The 19,638-nt window shown below is 64.3% G+C and carries 15 protein-coding genes and 1 pseudogene; 10 read left to right on the forward strand and 6 right to left on the reverse strand.

Going from position 1 to position 19,638, the window contains the following annotated elements; all coding sequences use genetic code 11:
* Positions 1–132: 132 nt before the first annotated feature.
* The 7 genes from mnmA (at position 133) to V9L17_RS07405 (ending at position 8,757) form a co-directional block, all read left to right on the forward strand.
* Positions 133–1,266, forward strand: coding sequence for a tRNA 2-thiouridine(34) synthase MnmA (mnmA, locus tag V9L17_RS07375; protein WP_337345750.1), 1,134 nt, complete (start codon positions 133–135; stop codon positions 1,264–1,266).
* A 245-nt stretch (positions 1,267–1,511) separates the two neighbouring features.
* A complete protein-coding gene (locus tag V9L17_RS07380; protein WP_337350965.1) occupies positions 1,512–3,149 on the forward strand; it encodes an ABC transporter substrate-binding protein in 1,638 nt (545 codons plus the stop codon).
* Positions 3,150–3,245: 96 nt separating this feature from the next.
* Positions 3,246–4,328, forward strand: a complete 1,083-nt coding sequence (locus V9L17_RS07385; protein ID WP_337350966.1) for an ABC transporter permease — start codon at positions 3,246–3,248, stop codon at positions 4,326–4,328.
* A 17-nt stretch (positions 4,329–4,345) separates the two neighbouring features.
* The gene (locus tag V9L17_RS07390; RefSeq protein WP_337350967.1) at positions 4,346–5,341 is read left to right on the forward strand and encodes an ABC transporter permease; all 996 of its coding nucleotides are present in this window, start codon (positions 4,346–4,348) and stop codon (positions 5,339–5,341) included.
* Positions 5,338–7,047, forward strand: coding sequence for an ABC transporter ATP-binding protein (locus V9L17_RS07395; protein WP_337350968.1), 1,710 nt, complete (start codon positions 5,338–5,340; stop codon positions 7,045–7,047). Before V9L17_RS07390 ends, V9L17_RS07395 begins: the two co-directional genes overlap by 4 nt.
* 139 nt (positions 7,048–7,186) lie before the next feature.
* Entirely contained in the window at positions 7,187–7,657 is a 471-nt protein-coding gene (locus V9L17_RS07400) for a chorismate mutase (RefSeq protein WP_337350969.1), read from the forward strand.
* A gap of 50 nt (positions 7,658–7,707) precedes the next feature.
* Positions 7,708–8,757, forward strand: a complete 1,050-nt coding sequence (locus V9L17_RS07405) for a hypothetical protein (protein ID WP_337345936.1) — start codon at positions 7,708–7,710, stop codon at positions 8,755–8,757.
* A 40-nt stretch (positions 8,758–8,797) separates the two neighbouring features.
* Here V9L17_RS07405 and V9L17_RS07410 read toward each other — a convergent pair whose 3' ends face one another.
* From V9L17_RS07410 to V9L17_RS07435, 6 genes are read right to left on the reverse strand one after another with little or no spacing between them, the layout of a single operon-like run.
* Complete coding sequence (locus V9L17_RS07410) at positions 8,798–9,511, reverse strand: DUF4166 domain-containing protein (protein ID WP_337351037.1); 714 nt, start codon at positions 9,509–9,511, stop codon at positions 8,798–8,800.
* Positions 9,512–9,556: 45 nt separating this feature from the next.
* Positions 9,557–10,849 carry a DUF58 domain-containing protein gene (locus V9L17_RS07415; protein WP_337350970.1) on the reverse strand — a complete coding sequence of 431 codons (1,293 nt, stop codon included), beginning with the start codon at positions 10,847–10,849 and terminating at the stop codon, positions 9,557–9,559.
* Positions 10,850–10,854: 5 nt separating this feature from the next.
* Positions 10,855–11,850: an AAA family ATPase gene (locus V9L17_RS07420; RefSeq protein ID WP_337350971.1), complete on the reverse strand. Its 996-nt coding sequence runs from the start codon at positions 11,848–11,850 to the stop codon at positions 10,855–10,857.
* Positions 11,847–13,058: a DUF4350 domain-containing protein gene (locus tag V9L17_RS07425; protein WP_337350972.1), complete on the reverse strand. Its 1,212-nt coding sequence runs from the start codon at positions 13,056–13,058 to the stop codon at positions 11,847–11,849. Before V9L17_RS07425 ends, V9L17_RS07420 begins: the two co-directional genes overlap by 4 nt.
* The gene (locus V9L17_RS07430) at positions 13,055–13,696 is read right to left on the reverse strand and encodes a DUF4129 domain-containing protein (RefSeq protein ID WP_337350973.1); all 642 of its coding nucleotides are present in this window, start codon (positions 13,694–13,696) and stop codon (positions 13,055–13,057) included. Before V9L17_RS07430 ends, V9L17_RS07425 begins: the two co-directional genes overlap by 4 nt.
* Positions 13,686–14,930: a DUF7847 domain-containing protein gene (locus V9L17_RS07435; RefSeq protein WP_337350974.1), complete on the reverse strand. Its 1,245-nt coding sequence runs from the start codon at positions 14,928–14,930 to the stop codon at positions 13,686–13,688. Before V9L17_RS07435 ends, V9L17_RS07430 begins: the two co-directional genes overlap by 11 nt.
* Before the next feature lie 212 nt (positions 14,931–15,142).
* On the opposite strand from V9L17_RS07435, the gene mtrA reads away from it, so the two are divergent.
* The 3 genes and pseudogenes from mtrA to V9L17_RS07450 all read left to right on the forward strand — a co-directional run bounded on the left by mtrA (position 15,143) and on the right by V9L17_RS07450 (position 19,459).
* On the forward strand, positions 15,143–15,817 hold the full coding sequence (mtrA, locus tag V9L17_RS07440) for an MtrAB system response regulator MtrA (protein ID WP_337345761.1): 675 nt from the start codon (positions 15,143–15,145) through the stop codon (positions 15,815–15,817).
* Between the two features lie 100 nt (positions 15,818–15,917).
* Positions 15,918–17,744 (forward strand): annotated as a pseudogene (gene mtrB / locus V9L17_RS07445) (MtrAB system histidine kinase MtrB).
* Positions 17,741–19,459 (forward strand): LpqB family beta-propeller domain-containing protein, encoded by a 1,719-nt coding sequence (locus V9L17_RS07450; RefSeq protein ID WP_337350975.1) that lies wholly within the window; start codon positions 17,741–17,743, stop codon positions 19,457–19,459. Before mtrB ends, V9L17_RS07450 begins: the two are co-directional and overlap by 4 nt.
* Positions 19,460–19,638: the final 179 nt, after the last annotated feature.

Raw genomic sequence — 19,638 nt, forward strand, 5'->3', positions numbered from 1 at the left:
TTCGGTAGCTCAACTATGGCCGAACCTTGCAGGCATTAGAATAGGTAAGCGTGCATTGTGTTTCCCAGCGATGCAGCCAGGCTCCCAAAGCCACACAACCCCAAACACACTTCCACCAAACGGAAAGCCAGCATGCGAGTTCTAGCAGCCATGAGCGGCGGAGTCGACTCCGCCGTTGCCGCAGCACGTGCCGTCGAGGCCGGCCACGACGTCGTCGGTGTCCACTTGGCGCTCTCCAGGATGCCCGGCACGCTGCGGACAGGCAGCCGCGGCTGCTGCACCATCGAAGACTCCCGCGACGCCTGGCGGGCGTGCGACGTGCTCGGGATCCCGTACTACGTGTGGGATTTCTCCGAACGTTTCAAGGAGGATGTGGTCCAGGACTTCATCGACGAGTACGCTGCGGGCCGCACCCCAAATCCTTGCATGCGCTGCAATGAGCGCATTAAGTTCGCGGCGTTGCTGGAAAAGGCCATCGCCCTGGGCTTCGATGCCGTCTGCACCGGCCATTACGCCAAAGTCATCGAAGACACTGACGGTAACCCCGAACTGCACCGCGCAGCAGACTGGGCCAAGGACCAGAGCTACGTCCTCGGTGTGCTCACCCATGAGCAGCTCAAGCACTCCATGTTCCCGCTGGCCGACACTCCGTCGAAGGCCGAAGTCCGTGCCGAAGCAGAACGCCGCGGATTGTCCGTGGCAAACAAACCGGACAGCCACGACATCTGCTTCATTCCCGACGGCGACACCGCAGGCTGGCTGGCGGAAAAGATCGAGATGACCACCGGGGACATCGTTGATGAAACCGGCACCAAGGTAGGCCAGCACCCCGGTGCCAACGCCTTTACCGTAGGCCAGCGGAGGGGCTTGAAGTTGGGCACCCCTGCCGCCGACGGGAAGCCGCGCTTTGTGCTGGAGATCCGGCCGAAGGAAAACAAGGTCGTGGTGGGGCCGGAGGCACTCTTGGCCATTGACGAGATCCGTGGAATCAAGGTCTCATGGGCCGGTCTTCCCATCGCGGAAATAGCCACGGGTGAGGACTTCGACTGCTACGCCCAGGTACGCGCGCATGGTGACCCCGTTCCGGCGACCGCCCGGATGGAAGCACCTGGGGCCGGCGAAGTTTCGGGGCAACTGGTAGTGACCCTCACGGAGCCGCTGCGCGGCGTCGCCCCCGGGCAGACGGTAGTCCTGTACCAGGGCACCCGAGTGCTGGGCCAGGCCACCATTGACGCCGCCCGTTCGTTGCAGCGCGCGCAATTGTAGCCTGCCCTAGCCGGCGCAAATCTTCGGTAGAGGCCCCACCCGCCACGCGGGTTGGGGCCTCACACGCATTAAAGTGAGAGCGCGAACCCATTCAGGTAAATTTTGTGTCTCAACTCACAAAATGAATCGATTCACAACAGCTTGGTCTGATTGAATCTAGGCATCAGGACAGCGCGCTGCCCGCTCAAGCAAATACACCCATTAGCGGGCGGCGAGCGCGTACTCATCGAACAGAAAGTTCACAGATGATCAAGAGCACCAAAGCCTTGCGGAGCGCTATCGCGCTCGCGGGTGTTTCCGCTTTCGCATTGACGGCCTGCACGGGTCCCTCAGGTGGTGGCGGCGGCAGCACAGCATCGGAGAATGCAAGCAGCATCATTGCCTACGGCACTACGGACAAAGTCACCTCCCTCGATCCGGCAGGCTCGTACGACAACGGTTCATTTATGGTGATGAACCAGATTTACTCCTTCCTGCTGAACTCCAAGCCCGGTGGCGCCGAGCCGGTGCCGGACCTGGCCGAATCGGCCTCGTTCACCAAGCCCACAGAATTCACGGTCAAGCTTAAGAGCGACCTCAAGTGGGCCAACGGACACGTGCTCGACTCCAAAGACGTCAAATTCTCGTTTGACCGCCAGACGGCCATCAAGGATCCCAACGGGCCCGCCTCACTGTTGACCAACATCGAGTCCATTGCCACCCCTGATGCCACCACCGTGGTGTTCACGTTGAAAAAGGCCAACGACCAGACGTTCCCGCAGATTCTGACCAGCCCGGCCGGTCCGATCGTTGACGATGAAGTCTTCCCGGCGGACAAGCTCCTCGCCGACGAGGAAATTGTCAAGGCCAATGCGTTCCACGGGCAGTACGTCATTGATTCCTTCAATAAGAACACGCTGGTCAGCCTGAAGGCGTGGCCGGATTACGACGGCGTTCTTGGCAAGCCTGCCAACGCAGGGGCCACCATCAAGTACTACACCGACCAGACCAACATGAAGCTGGAGGTCAAGGGCGGGCAGATCGATGTGGCCAACCGCAGCCTCAGCGCCACGGATATCGATGACCTTAAGAAGGACTCCAACGTCAAGGTGCACGTCGGGCCCGGCGGTGAAATGCGGTACATCGTTTTCAACTTCGACACCATGCCGTACGGCACCAAGACCCCGGAAGCGGATCCGAAGAAGGCGCTTGCCGTCCGTCAGGCCGCGGCCAACCTCGTTGACCGCCAGGCCATTTCGGACCAAGTCTACAAAGGTACGTACCTGCCCATGTGGTCCAACGTCCCGTCCGGATTTGCCGGGGCAAACGAGTCCTTCAAGCAGGCCTACGGCGATGGCTCAGGCAAGCCCAGCCTGGACAAGGCCAAGAAGGTCCTGTCCGACGCAGGTGTCACCGGCCCGGTGACCATCAAGCTGCAATACAACCCTGACCACTACGGCAAATCATCCGGTGACGAATACGCCATGGTGAAAGACCAGCTGGAGAAGAGCGGACTATTCAAGGTTGACCTCCAGTCCACGGAGTGGGTGACCTATAACTCAGCCTCGAAGAAGGACAGCTATCCTGTCTTCCAGCTGGGCTGGTTCCCGGACTTCAGCGATGCCGACAACTACCTGACCCCCTTCTTTGTGGGTGGCGGCTTCATGAACAACCACTACTCCAATCCTGAAGTCGAAGCATTGATCGCCAAGCAGCTGGTCACCGCCGACAAGGCAGAGCGTGAGAAGGCGATCCAGGACGTCCAGAACCTGCTTGCCAAGGACATCTCCACCCTGCCGTTGCTGCAAGGCGCACAGGTGGCTGTTTCTGGCACCAGCATCAAGGGCGTGGACTCTACCCTGGACGCGTCGTTCAAGTTTCGGCTCGGCACCGTTTCCAAGTAGCACCCAAAAAATATCCGCGTGAGGAGGTGGGGCCGGACGGCCCTGCCTCCTGCGTGTTGGCTCCACAATTTCTAATCCAGATCAAGCAGGGACAGCATGGCCACAATGATCGATGCGCCGCCGCCAACGGTGGCGCCCGCCAAATCCAAATCCGCGGGAGGTGGCCTCGGGAAATACATCCTGATCCGCTTCCTGCTGATCTTCCCCACGATTTTCATCCTCGTCAGCCTCGTTTTCTTCCTGATGCGGATCACCGGCGATCCCATTACCGCGGCCCAGGGCGGACGCCTGCCGCAGGAACAGATTGACGCGCTGGTCCACGAGGCCGGCTACGACCGGAACCTTTTCATTCAGTACATTGAGTACCTTGGCAGCATCGCCACCGGCAATTTCGGCCGGACTATTTCAGATGGCCGGCCCGTCATCGACATGCTCACCAGGTTTGGTGCCGCCACCCTCGAACTGAGCATCAACGCCGTGGTCGTGGCGTTGCTTGTAGGAATTCCGCTCGGAATGTTCGCCGCCCACAAACGCGACAAGCTTCCGGACGCATTCCTGCGAACGTTCGCCATCCTTTGCTATGCCACCCCGGTCTTCTTCGCAGGCCTGCTGCTGAAGCTGACCTTTTCTGTGGCACTGGGCTGGTTTCCTGTGGCCGGCCGTGCCTCCACCACGACGGAACTGGCGATGAGCAGGCTGGCGGCGCCCACTGGCATCTACTGGCTGGACGCCTTGCGCAGCGGTGACATAGCGGCTTTCTCCGACATCGTCCACCATGCCGTCCTCCCGGCCGTCGCGCTGGGACTCCTGACTGCCGGCGTCTTCCTCCGTCTGGTCCGCACCAACGTCATAGGCACCCTGGGCAGGGACTATGTTGAGGCGGGCCGGTCGCGGGGAGTCAGCGAATACCGGCTCGTGACAAAACACGCCTACAAACCTGCACTGATCCCCATCATCACGGTCATGGGGCTGCAGATTGCGCTGCTGCTCGGCGGTGCAGTGCTGACCGAAACCACCTTCGAGTGGAAGGGCCTGGGGTACCAGCTGGCACAGTACCTCACGGCGCGTGACTTTGTTGCCGTCCAGGGCATCGTCATGCTGCTGGCTGTCATAGTGGCCGTCACCAACTTTGTGGTTGACATCGCCGCGGCATTGATTGATCCGCGGGTGAGGTACTGATGGGCGGAGCTACAACGATGGAACCGAGGAAGAAGCCCCTCCTGGACCGGCTTCCGGTCACTTCCCACATCCGCCAAAGCGTCGGCCTGCAGCGCACCATGCTGCTCATCGGCGTCGTCCTGTGCGCCCTTTTTGCAGTGGCAGCAGTTTTCGCGCCGCTGCTGGCGCCTTATGGATACGCCCAGATTTCCGATGACGCAGGTTCCTTCCCGGCACAGGCCGAACCCGGCGGCAAGCATCTGCTGGGGACAACGGTAGGTGGGTACGACGTCCTGTCCCGGGTGATCTGGGGCTCACAGACGGCGGCGGCGGTGATTGTTGCGGCAGTGCTGATGTCCATCTTCCTGGGGGTTTTCCTGGGACTGGTCAGCGGCTACTTCGGCGGCTGGCTGGACCGTGTGCTGGTGGTGATCGCGGACGCAATCTACGCCTTCCCGACGCTCCTCGTGGCGATCGTGATGTCCATAGCGATAAACAAGGGACAATCCGGTTTCTGGGGAGGCATCCTCGCCTGCGGCTTCGCTATCACCGCAGTGTTTGTCCCGCAGTATTTCAGGGTGATCCGGGCCGAAACCATCCGGCTCAAGGCCGAACCGTTCGTGGAATCCGCCCAGGTTGTTGGCGCCTCCAGTGCGCGGATCATTGGCCGCCACATATTCGCCAACGCCACACGGACGCTGCCCCTGATCTTCACCCTCAACGCGTCCGAGGCCATCCTCACGCTGGCCGGCCTGGGCTTCCTGGGCTTTGGCATCGAGCCGAGCTCGGCAGCTGAATGGGGCTTTGACCTGAACAAAGCGCTCGCCGACGCCTCTTCGGGCATTTGGTGGACAGGGGTGTTCCCTGGCCTCGCCATTGTCCTGACCGTGGTGGGCCTGACCCTGGTAGGCGAAAGCATCAATGACCTGAACGATCCGCGCCTTCGCGGACGCAAGGCGGCCGGCGGCAGGGGCGGACCGGGTTCGACTGCCGCCGCTCAGGCTGCCATCGACGTGGAAGTGAGAGGATCTTGACCATCAACCTTGGATCCGTATCGGACCAGTCCAGGCCGGCAGGCCAGCCGGTCCTGGAAATAGACCACCTCAAAGTCACCTTCGCCACGGACGGCGGTGATGTCTACGCCGTGAAGGACGTCAGCCTTGAGGTAAAGGCCGGAGAGGTCCTGGCCATAGTCGGTGAATCGGGCTCGGGGAAGACGGTGACCGCCAAAACAATTCTTGGGCTGCTCCCGGAAACGGCTACCAGCGGCGGGGCCGTGCTGATCAACGGAAACAACGTCATCAGCGTGAGTGCCTCGAAACTGCGGCAGATCCGTGGGCGCGATGTGGCCATGGTGTTCCAGGAGCCCTCCACAGCCTTGAACCCGGTATTCACTGTGGGCTGGCAGATTGCCGAGGGCATCCGTGCCCATGCCGGCGGAGGGAAACGCGTCTCCGGCAAGGAAGCGAAGGCCCGGGCCATTGAGGCGCTGCGCAAAGTGGGGATCCCGGATCCGGAAAATCGAGTGAACTACTATCCGCACCAGTTTTCCGGCGGCCAGAAGCAGCGCGTTGTTATCGCTGCGGCCCTGGCCTTGAACCCGGGGCTGATCGTGGCCGATGAACCCACCACGGCCCTGGACGTCACGGTGCAGGCGGAGATTCTGCAACTGCTGCGGGACCTGAGGGACAAGTACGGGACCTCCATCGTGCTGATCACACACAACATGGGCGTGGTGGCCGACCTGGCTGACCGCGTGGTGGTGATGTATCAGGGCGACGTGGTGGAGGAGGCAACCTCCCGGGTGCTGTTTGCCGAGCCCAAACAGGATTACACCAAGAAGCTGCTGGCGGCCGTGCCCCACCTGGGGCACAACTCGGCGTCGGAAGGCATGACGGAACGCGCCCACCAAAAGGCCAAGGTTCTCGTGGAGGCGAGGAACCTGACCATCGAGTACCCGGGCCGGCTGGGGACGCCGTCCTTCAAAGCCGTCGACGGCGTCAGCTTCACCGTGTCCGAAGGCGAGGTTTTTGGGCTGGTCGGGGAGTCAGGCTCCGGAAAGACCACTATTGGCCGGGCCATCGCGGGCCTGAATCGGACCACAGGCGGCAGCCTGAAGGTGCTGGGATACGAGATGCTGAACCTGAAGGAACGGACGTTTAAGCCGCTGCGGAAGGACATCGGGTTCGTTTTCCAGGATCCGGCAGCGTCGTTCAATCCCCAGCTGACCATCGGGGACTGCGTCGCGGAGCCGATGATCATCCACACCAACCCGAGCCCGGCGCAGGCACGCAAACGCGTTGGAGAGCTGCTTGAATCAGTCCAGTTGCCGGCGTCGTACGCGGCACGATACCCGCATGAGCTCTCAGGCGGCCAACGCCAGCGGGCCTCGCTGGCCCGGGCCCTCATCCTGAACCCGAAGCTGCTGATCGCGGACGAACCGACGTCGGCCTTGGACGTTTCGGTGCAGGCCAAGGTCCTGGAGTTGTTCAAGGAAATCCAAGCCGAATTCGGTTTCGCGGCACTGTTCATCAGCCACGATCTCGCGGTGGTGGACATCCTGTCCCATTGGGTGGGTGTCCTTTACAAGGGGAAACTCGTGGAACAGGGGATCGGCAGCCAGGTCATGGGGGCGCCGCAGCACGATTACACCAAACGACTCATTGCCTCGCTTCCGGTGCCTGATCCTGAGGAGCAGGCACGGCGCCGGGAAGAACACCGGGCATTGCTGGGAATCTGACCAGCCAGCGGGGATGGACACTCCGGCCGAACGAGGCCAGAGTGTCCATCCCGGGGGCACGGAAGGGACGACGGCGGGATGGCTGCGGCGCGAGCTTAACACCGCAAGGGTTTTCCGCCCCTGCCCATAGACTTGGACCATGACGCAGCACAACCACGACGTTCCTGACTCAGAAACCTACGACGCCGCCGCCAGCTCGCTGGCCGGACAGGTGGATAACTCGGTCATGGCGGAACTGCTGTCCATCCGCTCCAGCATCGACAACATCGATGCCACCTTGGTTTACCTGCTGGCGGAGCGGTTCAAGGCCACCCAGAAAGTGGGTTTCCTGAAGGCTGCCCACCGTCTCCCGGCGGGCGATCCCGGCCGTGAAACAGCCCAGATTGCGCGGTTGAGGCGCTTGGCCGAGGACGCCCATCTCGATCCCGCGTTCGCCGAAAAATTCCTGAATTTCATCATCGGCGAGGTGATCCGCCACCACGAAGCCATCGCCGAGGACCACCAGGCAGCCGCGGAAAACCACGAGACCGCCGGACACACGAACGTCGGCGAGGGGACGGAGCAGCCCTCAGGAATCCCCTCCGGGCCTCAGGCGTCCGTCGTAGCGTGAGGAACGCCAGCCCACAAGAGCCAGGCCGGAACCCACAGGGGCAGGCCAACGTGGCCCTAAACCAGCCCGAGTCACTCCCTGCCGGTCCGCAGGAGGTAACCGCTACGGGTCTTGGTTCCTGGCCGGGGGAGGACCCGGTAGAAGCGGCCCGCATTATCCGCGGCGAACTCGGCAGTCCGCACTTACCATTCCTGGCCGAACTTCCCGACCGCGGAGTGGGCTCGGATGCCCTGGGTCGCACGGCGTCGCTGCTGGTTGAAATGGCAGTGGATGTCCAGCCGTTCGGCTGGCGGCTGGTGGACCGCCCCGGCAAGGACGTTCGCCGGGCCGCGTCGGCGTTGTCAACCGACATCAACGTCCTCGCGGACGTTGCCGGAGCCGAGGATGCCCCCGCCAGGGAGCTGAAGGTACAGCTGGTGGGCCCCATGACGCTTGCAGCAGGTCTCCACCTGCATAACGGCGAACGCGCCCTCCTTGACTACGGTGCCCGCCGGGACGTAGCTGCTTCCTTGGCGGCCGGCGTGGGAAGCTACCTGTCGCGGGTGTCCGCGGCAGTTCCCGGGGCACGCCTCGTGGTCCAGCTCGACGAACCGGACATCGCTGCCGTGCTGGCAGGGACCATTCCGACGTCGAGCGGTTACCGCACGCTGCGTGCAGTGGCGGGGCAGGAGGCCACGGAGTCCTGGAGTGTGGTGACCGCCGCCCTGCGGGAAGCCGGGGCCGCGGAAATCATTATTGCCGTGCCGGAAATCGAAGCCCCCTTTGACCGCATCCTGGCTGCCGGGGCGGACGGCATCGCGGTGCCCCTGAAGGCCCTGACATCACGGCAATGGGAGCAACTGGCGGGCGCCGTCGAGGGCGGCAAACAGCTGTGGGCCGGCGCGCTGGACGTGGGCTCTGGGAACCTGCCAAAAGTGCCCGACGTCGTCGAATCCGTCTGGCGGCCGTGGCACCAGCTCGGGTTGCCGGCGTCGTCCCTGCGTACCTTGCGGGTCACACCCTCCGCAGGCCTCGCCGGACAATCCCCGGCGGTGGCCACGGCAGTGCTTACCAGGCTTACGCAGGTGGCCGACGGGCTGAACCAGCTGGCACTGGGGTAGATACAGTCCGACGTCGCCAGGCAGTGCTGCGGGCCGCCTGTCAGGTCCGGTCCTCCCAGCGGTCCGGATGCGCGTATCGGGGCAGGAAACTCCGGGCCGAACTCCCGCCCGCATAGGGGCGCAGCCGGTAGTCAAAGCTGCCGGCATACACCAGGACCAGCCCGATCTGCGGCTGGAGAACTTTGACCTGGATGCGGTGTTTGCCATGTTCCCCGGCGGCAGGGTCCCACCACTGCTCGGCGTAGGCTTTGGCATCCAGAGCGGGAGGCAGCGGGATCCGGAGCGGGCCGAGGAACAGCCGGGAAGCTTCCGAGACTCCCCGAAGGCGGCCCGATTCCGTGACGCTGAGGTTCAAGTCGGTAACCAGCCGCCGGAACCGGCCCACGTAGTCCACCAGCCGTGGGCCGTCGTTTGATTCAATCACGCTGGTTGTGTCCTGGAAGATCCGGGTCCGGCCAGGGAACCTGATCTCGCGCCGGGCTGTCAGGCTGGAGCGTCCAAAGGGATCTTCGTGGGCGTGGTTTTCGATCCTGAAAGGAATGCGCTCGCCGTACTCGGGGAAGAAGGCCTCCTCCCCGGACGTCAGTTTCAGCAGCGGTTGCAGCCAGCGCTGCCTGCAACCGACGACGTCGAACACGCCTTCGCCGATGCCGTACTGCCCCGAACCCGGCACGAGCGAAAAGTAGTCCTGGAGTTCTGGCTGCAGCCGGTTGAAGTCCGCACCCAGAGCCTGCCGGTATATAGGGATATTCATCATGACCTCCTGGTGGCTAAATGGCCCCGGCGCTTTTCCGTGATCTCACAATCTACCCGCCGCCTTCAGCCGGATATACATGTCTGCCAACCGAGGCGGCAACTGGTGGGGTTCGGCATCCACCACTTCCACCCCGTGCTGGCGGAGTTGGGCGGTAACGGCCTCGCGTTCCAGCAGCGTGCGTTCGGCCGCAGCAGCCCGGAAAACGCCAGCGGCAGTCTCACGTTCCTTGAGCATCTGGCCCAACAGCGGGTCACGCACAGCGGCCACCACCACCACGTGCTGGGCTGCCAGCCGCGTGGCCACAGGGATAAGTCCTTCCTCAGGGGCTCCGCCTTCGAGGGACGTCAGGAGCACCACCAGCGAACGGTGGGCCGATACGGCCCTGATCTGGCCCGGGATCCCCTGCCAGTCCATCTCTATCAGTTCGGCCTCCAAGGGAGCCATGGCCTGAACAAGCTGGCCCAGGAGGTTTCCGGACACTGCCGATCCGGCCCTTGCCCGCGGGCGCCGGTCGAAGGCCAGGAAGTCCACCCTGTCACCCCCGCGTTCGGCCAGGACCGCCAGCAACAGGGCAGCTTCCATGCCGGTGTCCAGGCGCGGCTCATCCTCGATCCGCGCCGCCGACGTCCGTGAAGTGTCCAGCACAATGACCACGCGCCTGTCCCGTTCCGGCCGCCAGGTCCGTACGACGACGGCGGAACGGCGGGCGGTTGCCCGCCAGTCAATCGACCGGACGTCATCACCGCGCACATAGTCCCGCAACGAATCGAACTCCGTGCCCGCCCCGCGGATCTGCACAGCAGCTTTGCCGTCAAGTTCACGCAATTTACGCAGTTTGGACGGCAGATGCCGGCGGGAGTGGAAGGGCGGCAGGACGCGGAGGGACCCCGGGCAGGGGGTGGTGCGCTGCCGGGCCGCAAGCCGCAGCGGCCCGTAGGCGCGGAGCGTGACGTGCGGAGCCAGGAGGACCCCGCGCCGGACGGGGCGGAGCGTAACCTGCACGCGGCGACGCTCACCGGCGGGGATGTCCAACGGCTGGACCGGGTGATGCGCCCCGGCCGAGGGCTGCCAGGCGTCCCGAATGAACCCACGCAGCTGGCGCCTGCCCTGGTTGCGGACCGTCAGGATTGAGTGGGCCACGCCGTTCAGGGTCACCTGGCCCGGATCCTGGCGCTGGACCTCGATGGCGCGCAGGGACGCCGCGAGGCCAAGCTCAAGGCCCAGGATTGCTGCGAGCACAACAATAACGGCCAGTACGGTCCACCATCCGGGCAACAACAGCACCGGCAACAGCCCCAGCAGGGCAAGGACCACAAAGCGCCCGGACAGTGCCATCCCGGTCAGCGGGGAACGGCCACGGAGGCCAGGATGCTGGTCAGCACGTCATCCACCCGGACGCCGTCCATTTGCGCTTCCGGGTGGAGTGCCACCCGGTGCCGGAGGCAGGGCAACGCCAGGGCCTTGACGTCGTCGGGGGTGATGAAGCTCCTGCCGGACATCCACGCCCAGGCCCGCGAGGTGTTTAGGAGCGCTGTGGCTCCCCGGGGAGAAACACCCAGCTGGAATGAGGGTGCCGCCCTGGTGGCGCGGACCAGGTCCACGATGTAGCCGATGATCTCGGGTTCGACGGCGACGTTGGCCACGGCCTGCCGCGCGCGCTCAAGGTCCTGCGCGCCGGCGACTGCCCGGACACCAGCGCCGGCCAGGTCGCGGGGGCTGAATCCGGACGCGTGCCGACGGATCACCTCCATCTCCTCCGTTCGGTTCGGAAGCGGCATGGTGAGCTTGAGCAGGAACCGGTCCAGTTGGGCCTCGGGCAGGGGGTAGGTCCCTTCGTACTCCACCGGGTTCTGCGTTGCTGCCACGAGGAAGGGCGCAGGCAATGGCCGGGAAACTCCGTCCACCGAAACCTGGCGCTCTTCCATTGCTTCCAGCAGCGATGCCTGGGTCTTAGGCGGTGTGCGGTTGATTTCGTCGGCCAGCAGGATATTGGTGAAGACCGGTCCCTCGCGGAAACTGAACTCCGAGGTGTGGGAGTCGTAAACCAAGGATCCCGTCACATCGCCGGGCATCAGGTCAGGAGTGAACTGAACGCGTTTGGTGTCCAGGCTCAACGACGCCGAGAGCGCCCGAACGAGCAGCGTCTTGGCCACGCCCGGTACGCCCTCGAGCAGTACATGCCCCTGGGCGAGGAGCGCGATCAGCATTCCGGTGACGGTCGAGTCCTGGCCCACCACGGCCTTGGCCACCTCGTTCCGGACCTCCAGGAGCGCCTGCCGCGCAGGATCGTGCTGCATAGGGTCCAGGATCTGCGGGCCGCGGAGGTGTTCATTCATCGGGTTCTTACCTCGTTCTCTAGGTTGTCCAGCTCCTGGGACCATCGCACCAGCCTGGCTTCGTTCAGGGGCCGTTCATTGATCAATTCCCGCAGGCTGCCCTCAGGCCGGTCGACAATCTGCGCCACGGCCCGGACAACGTCATCGGCCGAGGCCTCGGGTCCCAGCCGCAGTTCTTTGGCCAGCCTGACCAACGTACCTGCCCGGAGGTTGTCCCGGGCGCGGTCCACTGCATGGGAATCGTGATAGAGGCGCGCCCTGCCCTCCGCGGTTTCCGCGGCCTTAACCACCACAGGTAACGGCTCAAAAACGAGCGGACCAAAGCGCCGGCCACGCCAGAGGATGGCAAGGGCGGCGACGAATACCAGCCACGGACCGAGGAACGCCACCCAGTCAGGAGCGAGCTCGTTGAGCGTTTGCGGGGATCCGGCTCCGCTCACGTCGGCCAGTCCGGGAAGGTACCAGACCAAGTCCCCGGAACCACCGAGGGTGCGGAGTGCAAGGGCCGAATGGCCGCGTTCATCGAGCCCGGCGTTGCTGATCAGCTCAGTGCTTCCCAGGACTGACAGTGTCCCGTCTTTTGTGGTCGCGAGCAGGCCGGCCTCTGAACCGGGCGGGCGGTAGCACACAGTGTTCCCGCCATCGCCCTCAACGCTGTACAGGAATCCGGACTCCCCGGAAACCGTTCCCGCTGTTTCGGCGGCGTCGTTCCAGCACCCGGGCTCCAGCGTGGGGGAGGTTTCAGGCACCACCCCGGCCTGGCTGATTCCTGCGTCCAGCGCCGTCAGGGTACTGAGCCGCGGAGTCACGAGCACCACGCGCGTGGCCTCTACGGTGAGCCGTTCCAGTTGCGATTCGTCAAGGATGCCGTTCCGGTCGTACAGCAGCAGCGTTGAATCCGTGCCGGCCTGCAGGGCAGCCAGTGCCGTGCTGAAGGAGTCGACGCCGGCAACATCCACCCCGTGCCGGCCGAGGATTTCGCTGACTGCCCGTCCGCCGTCGGGCCCTGCATTCCGTATGGACAGGGGAACCGAGTCACCCTTCGGGGCCAGTTGCGTGATGATCGTGACGGCCAGCGCGACGGCGAACACCGCAGCCGCGACTGCCTGGCCGCGGTGGCGCCTGCCCCAGCCCGCCAGCCCGCCAGGGACGGGCTGCGGGGTTGCATCACCGGACACGGCTGGGCGGGCGTCGATGTCCGTTGTCATGGGGCACCCACAGGAGAGGCCGGAGCGTCGCCGGGCCTCAGGGACTGCAGGGAAGCCTCGAGGGCTGTCATGGCTTCGTAGTCAGCACGCTCTGCGGCGCCGTGGCCGTAGCGGATCCGGTCGAAGGTCCTGGCGGCCCGGTCGAGTCGCTGTGCCTCAGGAACAAAGACGCCGGCCAGTTCGCGTGCCACTTCGTCTGCGGTCCTGCCCGGCCTGGCGTCCAGGATGCTTCGGTCTTCGGCGGCCCGGACCAGCGCACGGAATCGGTGTACGACGGCGGCGGCCCAGTCTCCGCGGTCCGCTGCGGCTGCGGCGCTTCCCCGGTAGTCCGAGGCACTGACGGACGTGTCGTCGTCGAACACCTCCTGCGGCTTCTTCGTGCGGGCGTTCAAGCGCGGCCGTGCTACGACAATGGCGGCGGCTATCAGGACTGCTATGACCACCCCCGTCAGCGGCGCCGCAATATTTCCTTCCAAGCCGGAAGGGCCGTCCAGCGAGGCCAGCCAGTCCAGGAAGTCGCGCCACAGTGCATCCAGCCAGCCAGGTTCGGCACTTCTGTACTCAGGTTTGGCCAGTTCCTCCACGGCCCAGCGGCGGGCTTCGTCGGCGTCGGGCAGGACGGGAGGTTCAACGGACATCGGGCCAGGCACGGTACACGGGTCCTGCATTGTTGGAAGGTCCACCCTGTGCCGGCCAGCCGTGTACCGGGATGCCGCGGCCTGGAACGCCGTCGGGATCGGCCCCGGATTCCATGAGGCGCAGAAGTGCGATATCCAGGCCATCCTTCCGCATCCTCAAGTCCAGGTAGAGCAGGGCCATCACCGCCGTCTGGAAGGCGTAACCAACGGCGCCGACAAGCGCGGTGACAATGGCGGTGATGACGGCCACGACCACAGCTGCTGCTATCGCCTGATCCGTGCCGCCATGGGGCGAGACCACAGACGTATAGAACGCCGGAAGCAGGCTCACAGGGATGGTCACCACCTGGGCGATGACGCCCACCATGATGGCCACCACCAAGGTGATTCCCAGGACCCGCCACCAGTTTGCCCGGGTCAGCTGCCATGACCTGCGGAGTCCGTCGATGGCACCCAGCTCCTCGATGACGACGGCGGCAGGGGCCACCAGGATTTTGATATAGATCCAAATGAAAAGAGCGAAGCCGCCGAATCCGAGGGGGACCAGGATGAGCGCGCCAATTCCACCGGCTGCAGCGATCACGGCGACCGCCAGGCCAACAAACAGTGCTGCGCCCAACAGCCAGCCGAGGACTATCAGGCAGGCAAGACGGATGAGCGCGCCGGCATGTGCCTTGGCCAGCGTCCACATTTGCCGGAAGCCCGTGGTGCGGTTGAGGACGGAACGGGCCACGGGCACCACCATGGCCCCTTGGAGGACTGCCGAAAGGAATACCGTCAGGACGACTACGAGCAGGGTTGCGGCCAGGAACGCCAAACCCGCCGCCGCAATGTCTTGATCGTTGAGGCCCTCGATCCAGCTTTCCAGGGAGGCTGCGGAGGCCACCGTGCCTGCCGTCAGGACGGCGGTTAGGACCACTGCCAACGACTGGGCCAGCAGGGCCGCGCCCAACATTGCCTTGGCATTGCGCCTGATGGTCTGGAAGGAGCCGTCAATGATTTCGCCGAACATCAGCGGCCGCAACGGGATAATGCCGGGTTTGGGCGGGGCAACGTATTGCGGCTGGCGGTAGGGCGGCGGACCGCCGTAGGGGTTGTAGGGCGGCTGGCCCCACTGCGTTGGATGCGCCGGGCCAGTGGGTGGTCCCCATGTAGGCTGGCCTCCCCACTGGGGCGGGCCGAAACCAGGTTGCGGCTGCCATGGCGGCCCGCCGCCCCGTGGTGGCTGCTGCACGTTCGGATCCTGCTGTGACAACCTGTTCCTTCCCCCGAGCGGAACCGGACGCTTGCGGGCGGGCGCCTGTTGCCGCAGGTCAGCGGCCAAGGCGTCCGGCGAGGGCCGGCACGATCCCAGCCTATAGTTCCGGCGCCCGGCATCATAGCGTTGCGCCATGCCGTGGCGGCGATCAACAGGACAAAGGGTGGTCTATAAGGGAATATATAACTATGAAGGCACGCATCCTGGTAGTTGACGATGACGAAGCGCTGGCCGAGATGATCGGAATTGTCCTGCGCAATGACGGCTTTGAGCCGGTCTTCTGCGCTGACGGCAGCCAGGCGCTGGATGTGTTCCGTTCATCGAAGCCGGACCTCGTGCTGCTGGACCTGATGCTTCCCGGCGTGGATGGCATTGAGGTCTGCCGGCAGATCCGGTCCGAATCGGACGTGCCCATCGTGATGCTCACTGCCAAGTCAGACACGTCCGACGTCGTCCGCGGACTGGAGTCCGGTGCCGATGATTATGTCCCCAAGCCGTTCAAACCAGCCGAGCTTGTGGCGCGGGTCAGGGCGCGGCTAAGGCCGGGGGACCAGAAGGCTCCCGAAACCCTTCGGATTGCCGATGTCACCATTGATGTGGCGGGCCACACCGTCAACCGCGGAAACGAACGCATTTCCCTCACTCCGCTGGAGTTCGATCTGCTGGTCGCCCTGGCCCGGAAGCCGTGGCAGGTGTTTACCCGGGAACTGCTGCTTGAGCAGGTCTGGGGATACCGCCATGCAGCGGATACGAGGCTGGTCAATGTCCATGTACAGCGCCTCCGGTCAAAGATCGAACGGGACCCGGAGGCCCCGGAAGTAGTATTGACGGTTCGTGGTGTCGGCTACAAAGCAGGTTCCTGACCCAACAGGAGCAGATGGCGGACGCGCTCCGGATGTATCCGCAGAAGACCACCCTGCACGTCCGGAAGAACATCACGCTGCCCCGGAGCACACAGACTCTTTGGCGGCTGGTCTTGAGCAGCTCCCCTTCCGCGCCCGCATCTGGAAACGGCGGGCAGTCATCGTCGGCCTCCGTGTTGCCCGCCTCATCCGCACTGGTATCAGCCGGTTCTTCCCAGCCTTGCGGTACATCGTGCAGTCCCTGCATCGCCGGTGGCGCCGTTCCCTGCAATTCCGGACGGTGCTGACAACACTGCTGCTGGCTGTGACATCGTTTGCCGTGGTGGGTGCCTACCTCTCGAACCAGATCGCCAATAACCTGTTCCAGGAGCGCCTTACCCAGGCCGAGTCCGAGACCCGCTACAACGTCAAACAGGTTCAGGACACCTTTGACGGTGCCCAGGTCACCGACCAGTCCAGCGTCATTACCCTCGTCTACGACACCCTGAACGCGGTCGAGGGCCGGGGTTCGGTGATCCAGCGGCGGTACGTTTTTGAAGCCATGCCGCAGCAGACCAAGCCCCGCAACCGCTGGGTGGAATCCCGGGCCTCCGACCAACTGACGGTCAGTGTCATCCCGCCGGACCTGCGCAAGGCAGTCCAGGAATCCGGCAAGGACCAGTACTGGGCCTCTACCGTCATTCCCGTGGGCACCGAAGACCGGCCCGGCATTGCCGTCGGCAACAAGGTGACCTTCAACGGAACAGTGTATGAGCTCTATCTGATCTACGACCTGAACACCGCGCAGCAAACCCTCGATGAGATCCAGAGCGTACTTTGGGCCGGTGGGGCAGTGCTGGTGTTGATGATCGGCGCCATTGCCTGGTACGTGACACGCAACGTGGTCAGCCCGGTCAGCCATGCCGCCGTCGTCTCGGAAAAACTGGCGGCGGGCCAGTTGCAGGAGCGCATGGTGGTCAAGGGCGAGGACGAGGTGGCCCGCCTTGGAGCGTCGTTTAACCACATGGCCGCCAGCCTGCAGGAGCAGATCACCCAGCTGGCCACGCTGTCGCAAATGCAGCAGCGGTTCGTCTCGGACGTTTCCCATGAACTGCGGACACCGCTGACCACCGTCCGGATGGCGGCGGAAGTGCTCTTCGATGCGCGCCATGATTTCGATCCCATCAACAAACGCTCCGCTGAACTGCTGTACAACCAGGTGGAGAGGTTCCAGTCGCTGTTGTCCGACCTTCTGGAGATCTCGCGCTTTGACGCCGGGGTGGCCATGCTCGACGCCGAGCCGGAGGATATCCTTCAGGTCATCGCCCATGTCATTGAAGGCGCCGCGCCCGTGGCGGCTGAATACGGTTCGGAGATCGTCCTTCGGGCGCCGGCGGGCGGCATCGTGGTGGAGATGGACTCACGCCGGATCGACAGGATTTTGTGAAACCTGATCCTGAACGCAGTGGAACACGGGGAAGGAAAGCCCGTGACAATCACAGTGGCCGCCAACCAGACAGCCGTCGGGGTGGCCGTGCGGGACCAGGGCATTGGCATGACTCCTGCCGAAGCTGCGCGGGTGTTTGACAGGTTCTGGCGAGCAGATCCCGCCCGGGCGCGCACTACTGGCGGCAGCGGGCTGGGGCTGTCCATTGCCATGGAAGACACCAAGCTTCACAACGGCTGGCTGCAGGCATGGGGGAAAAAGGGCAGTGGAGCCAACTTCCGGCTGACTGTCCCCCTCCGGCAGGGTGAAGAAATCGACAAATCGCCGGTGCAGCTTGAACCGGAGGACATCGTGCTGCCGGACGTGCCAGCAAGGTCGAATGATGTCCTGCTCCTGGGTAAGGGCCCGGCGGCCGAGCCGGCTGGGGCTCAAATTGTTCGCAAGGAAGCGCCTCCATCATCAAAGACCGCAGTGCACGTGCCGCCCAAGGAGCCGTCATGACAGGCCCGCAGCCGCCTCGGCGCACCAGGGCAGCTGTCCTGCTGCTGCTGCTGGTTCTATTCATCGCCGGCTGCGCTCGGATCCCGACCGCCGGACCAGTCGGGAAGAGCACCGATGAGAGCGCGGGCAACCTGAACGCCCCGGTCTTCCTGCCGGCCGCGCCGCAGCCCGGCGCTGCCCCCGAAAACATCATTGAAGACTTTTATCGTGCCGGGAGTGGCTATGAGGATGACTACGCTGTTGCCCGCGAATATCTGACCCAGGCCTCCTCGGTGGCCTGGAAACCGGACCAGCGTGCCTTGGTGTACCGCGAGGCACGCGTGGTGCGCACCGCCGTCGAAAACGTCTATAACTACGAACTGGACGTGGCGTATACAGTCGACGCCGACGGGATCGCAACGCAAACCCCGGAGGGTACCAAGGAGAATATTCCCGCCACGGTAACCCAGGTGGACGGTGAGTGGCGGATCTCGGCCATTCCGGACGGGACAGCCATCCCGGAGGAGACCTTTAAGGTCATCTATGGCGCGTATCCGATCTACTTCTACGATCCGAGTTTCACCTACGCCGTTCCCGACGTCCGGTGGTTCATCAAGAACAAAACCGTCAAGGCAATGACCAGCGCCCTGCTCGCCGGTCCCGCCCCCTATCTCCGCGGTGCTGTGGTCAGTGCGTTCCCGTCCGGCATCAAACTTGCCAGGGAATCCGTCCCCGTCGTGTCAGGCGCTGCGCAGGTGGATCTCACAGCCAAGGAACTGTCTGAGGCCTCCACGGAGGACAGGTTGCGGATGCAGACGCAGCTCGCGCTGACTTTCCGCAGCCAGCCGGACGTAGTCAACGTTGAGCTGCGTGCCAATCAGGACCTGGTCCGGGTGGAGGACAACGGTTCGGTGCTGCCGCCTGTCCAGAACAAGGGCGTCCCGGCCCGGCAGATCGCCGTCAGCGGCAACGAGTTGGTGCGCTATGAGAACAACCGTGTTTCCCCGCTGCCGGACATGCAGCCGGTGTCCGCCCTGGGTCCGCGCTACCCGGCGGAATCGCCGGTGTCCCAGAGCGTAGCCTTCCTCAATGAAAGCCGGACGACGCTCTACAGCATGGTCCCGGGCCAGCCCGCGAGGGCACTCACCACCCGCAGCACGCTCACGCATCCGTCCTTCAGTCTCCATGACTGGGTATGGACGGCAGGCCCGGGGGCTGCTGGCGGTACGGAAATCGTGGCCTACCGGCCGGCGGGGGTGGCACAAGGCGCGGACGTGCCGAACGTTACCCTGTCTCCGGCGTGGCTTGCCGGAAGGACGGTGAAGGACCTGAGGGTTTCCCGTGAAGGCGTGCGGGTGCTTGTCATCTCCGAACAAAACGGGAAGACCCGAGTGCAGGTTGCGGGCGTCATCCGTGCGGCCGACGGGACGCCAAAGGAGTTGACGCCGCCCATCACGCTGGCAACCGGCAGCGAACCGGACCAGGGTGTTTGGGTGAGCGACACCGTTGTGGCGGTCATGAAGGGCGCAGCAGCAGCAAATGTGACCCCTGAGCTGTTGTCGCTGACTTCAGGGCAGCCACAGCAGCTCGCGCCGTGGCCCGGCCTGGTGGGGCTCAGTGCGGGCAACGGCCCCGAGGAGATCTTCGGACAATCCGCCGACGGCATCTTCCAGCGGCTGGGGAACGGCTGGTCGCCGCAGCTCAAGGGCCCGGTTGACCCGTCCTTCGCCGGCTGAGCGCAGCGTGCCGGTCTTTTCCACATAGGAGGCGCAGGCCCTTCGCCGGGAGTCTCCGGGCCGGCACGATGAGGGGGTGTCCGCAGCAGCATCCACCGAAAACAAAGGCGGCCCCGCCCGTCTGCTGGCCATTGATTCGTTGCCCGCGGATCCAGACCTTCGGCCGATTTCACTGCAAC

This window comes from Pseudarthrobacter sp. CCNWLW207 (assembly GCF_037203945.1).
Classification (GTDB): domain Bacteria; phylum Actinomycetota; class Actinomycetes; order Actinomycetales; family Micrococcaceae; genus Arthrobacter.

Excerpts from the sequence above, each read along its gene's own strand:
- V9L17_RS07390 (WP_337350967.1), top strand. The coding sequence starts at position 4,346 with ATGGAACCGAGGAAGAAGCCCCTCCTGGACCGGCTTCCGGTCACTTCC.
- V9L17_RS07420 (WP_337350971.1), bottom strand. The coding sequence starts at position 11,850 with ATGAATGAACACCTCCGCGGCCCGCAGATCCTGGACCCTATGCAGCAC.
- V9L17_RS07400 (WP_337350969.1), top strand. The coding sequence starts at position 7,187 with ATGACGCAGCACAACCACGACGTTCCTGACTCAGAAACCTACGACGCC.
- V9L17_RS07415 (WP_337350970.1), bottom strand. The coding sequence starts at position 10,849 with ATGGCACTGTCCGGGCGCTTTGTGGTCCTTGCCCTGCTGGGGCTGTTG.
- V9L17_RS07410 (WP_337351037.1), bottom strand. The coding sequence starts at position 9,511 with ATGAATATCCCTATATACCGGCAGGCTCTGGGTGCGGACTTCAACCGG.
- V9L17_RS07425 (WP_337350972.1), bottom strand. The coding sequence starts at position 13,058 with ATGACAACGGACATCGACGCCCGCCCAGCCGTGTCCGGTGATGCAACC.
- mnmA (WP_337345750.1), top strand. The coding sequence starts at position 133 with ATGCGAGTTCTAGCAGCCATGAGCGGCGGAGTCGACTCCGCCGTTGCC.
- mtrA (WP_337345761.1), top strand. The coding sequence starts at position 15,143 with ATGAAGGCACGCATCCTGGTAGTTGACGATGACGAAGCGCTGGCCGAG.
- V9L17_RS07430 (WP_337350973.1), bottom strand. The coding sequence starts at position 13,696 with ATGTCCGTTGAACCTCCCGTCCTGCCCGACGCCGACGAAGCCCGCCGC.
- V9L17_RS07380 (WP_337350965.1), top strand. The coding sequence starts at position 1,512 with ATGATCAAGAGCACCAAAGCCTTGCGGAGCGCTATCGCGCTCGCGGGT.
- V9L17_RS07450 (WP_337350975.1), top strand. The coding sequence starts at position 17,741 with ATGACAGGCCCGCAGCCGCCTCGGCGCACCAGGGCAGCTGTCCTGCTG.
- V9L17_RS07385 (WP_337350966.1), top strand. The coding sequence starts at position 3,246 with ATGGCCACAATGATCGATGCGCCGCCGCCAACGGTGGCGCCCGCCAAA.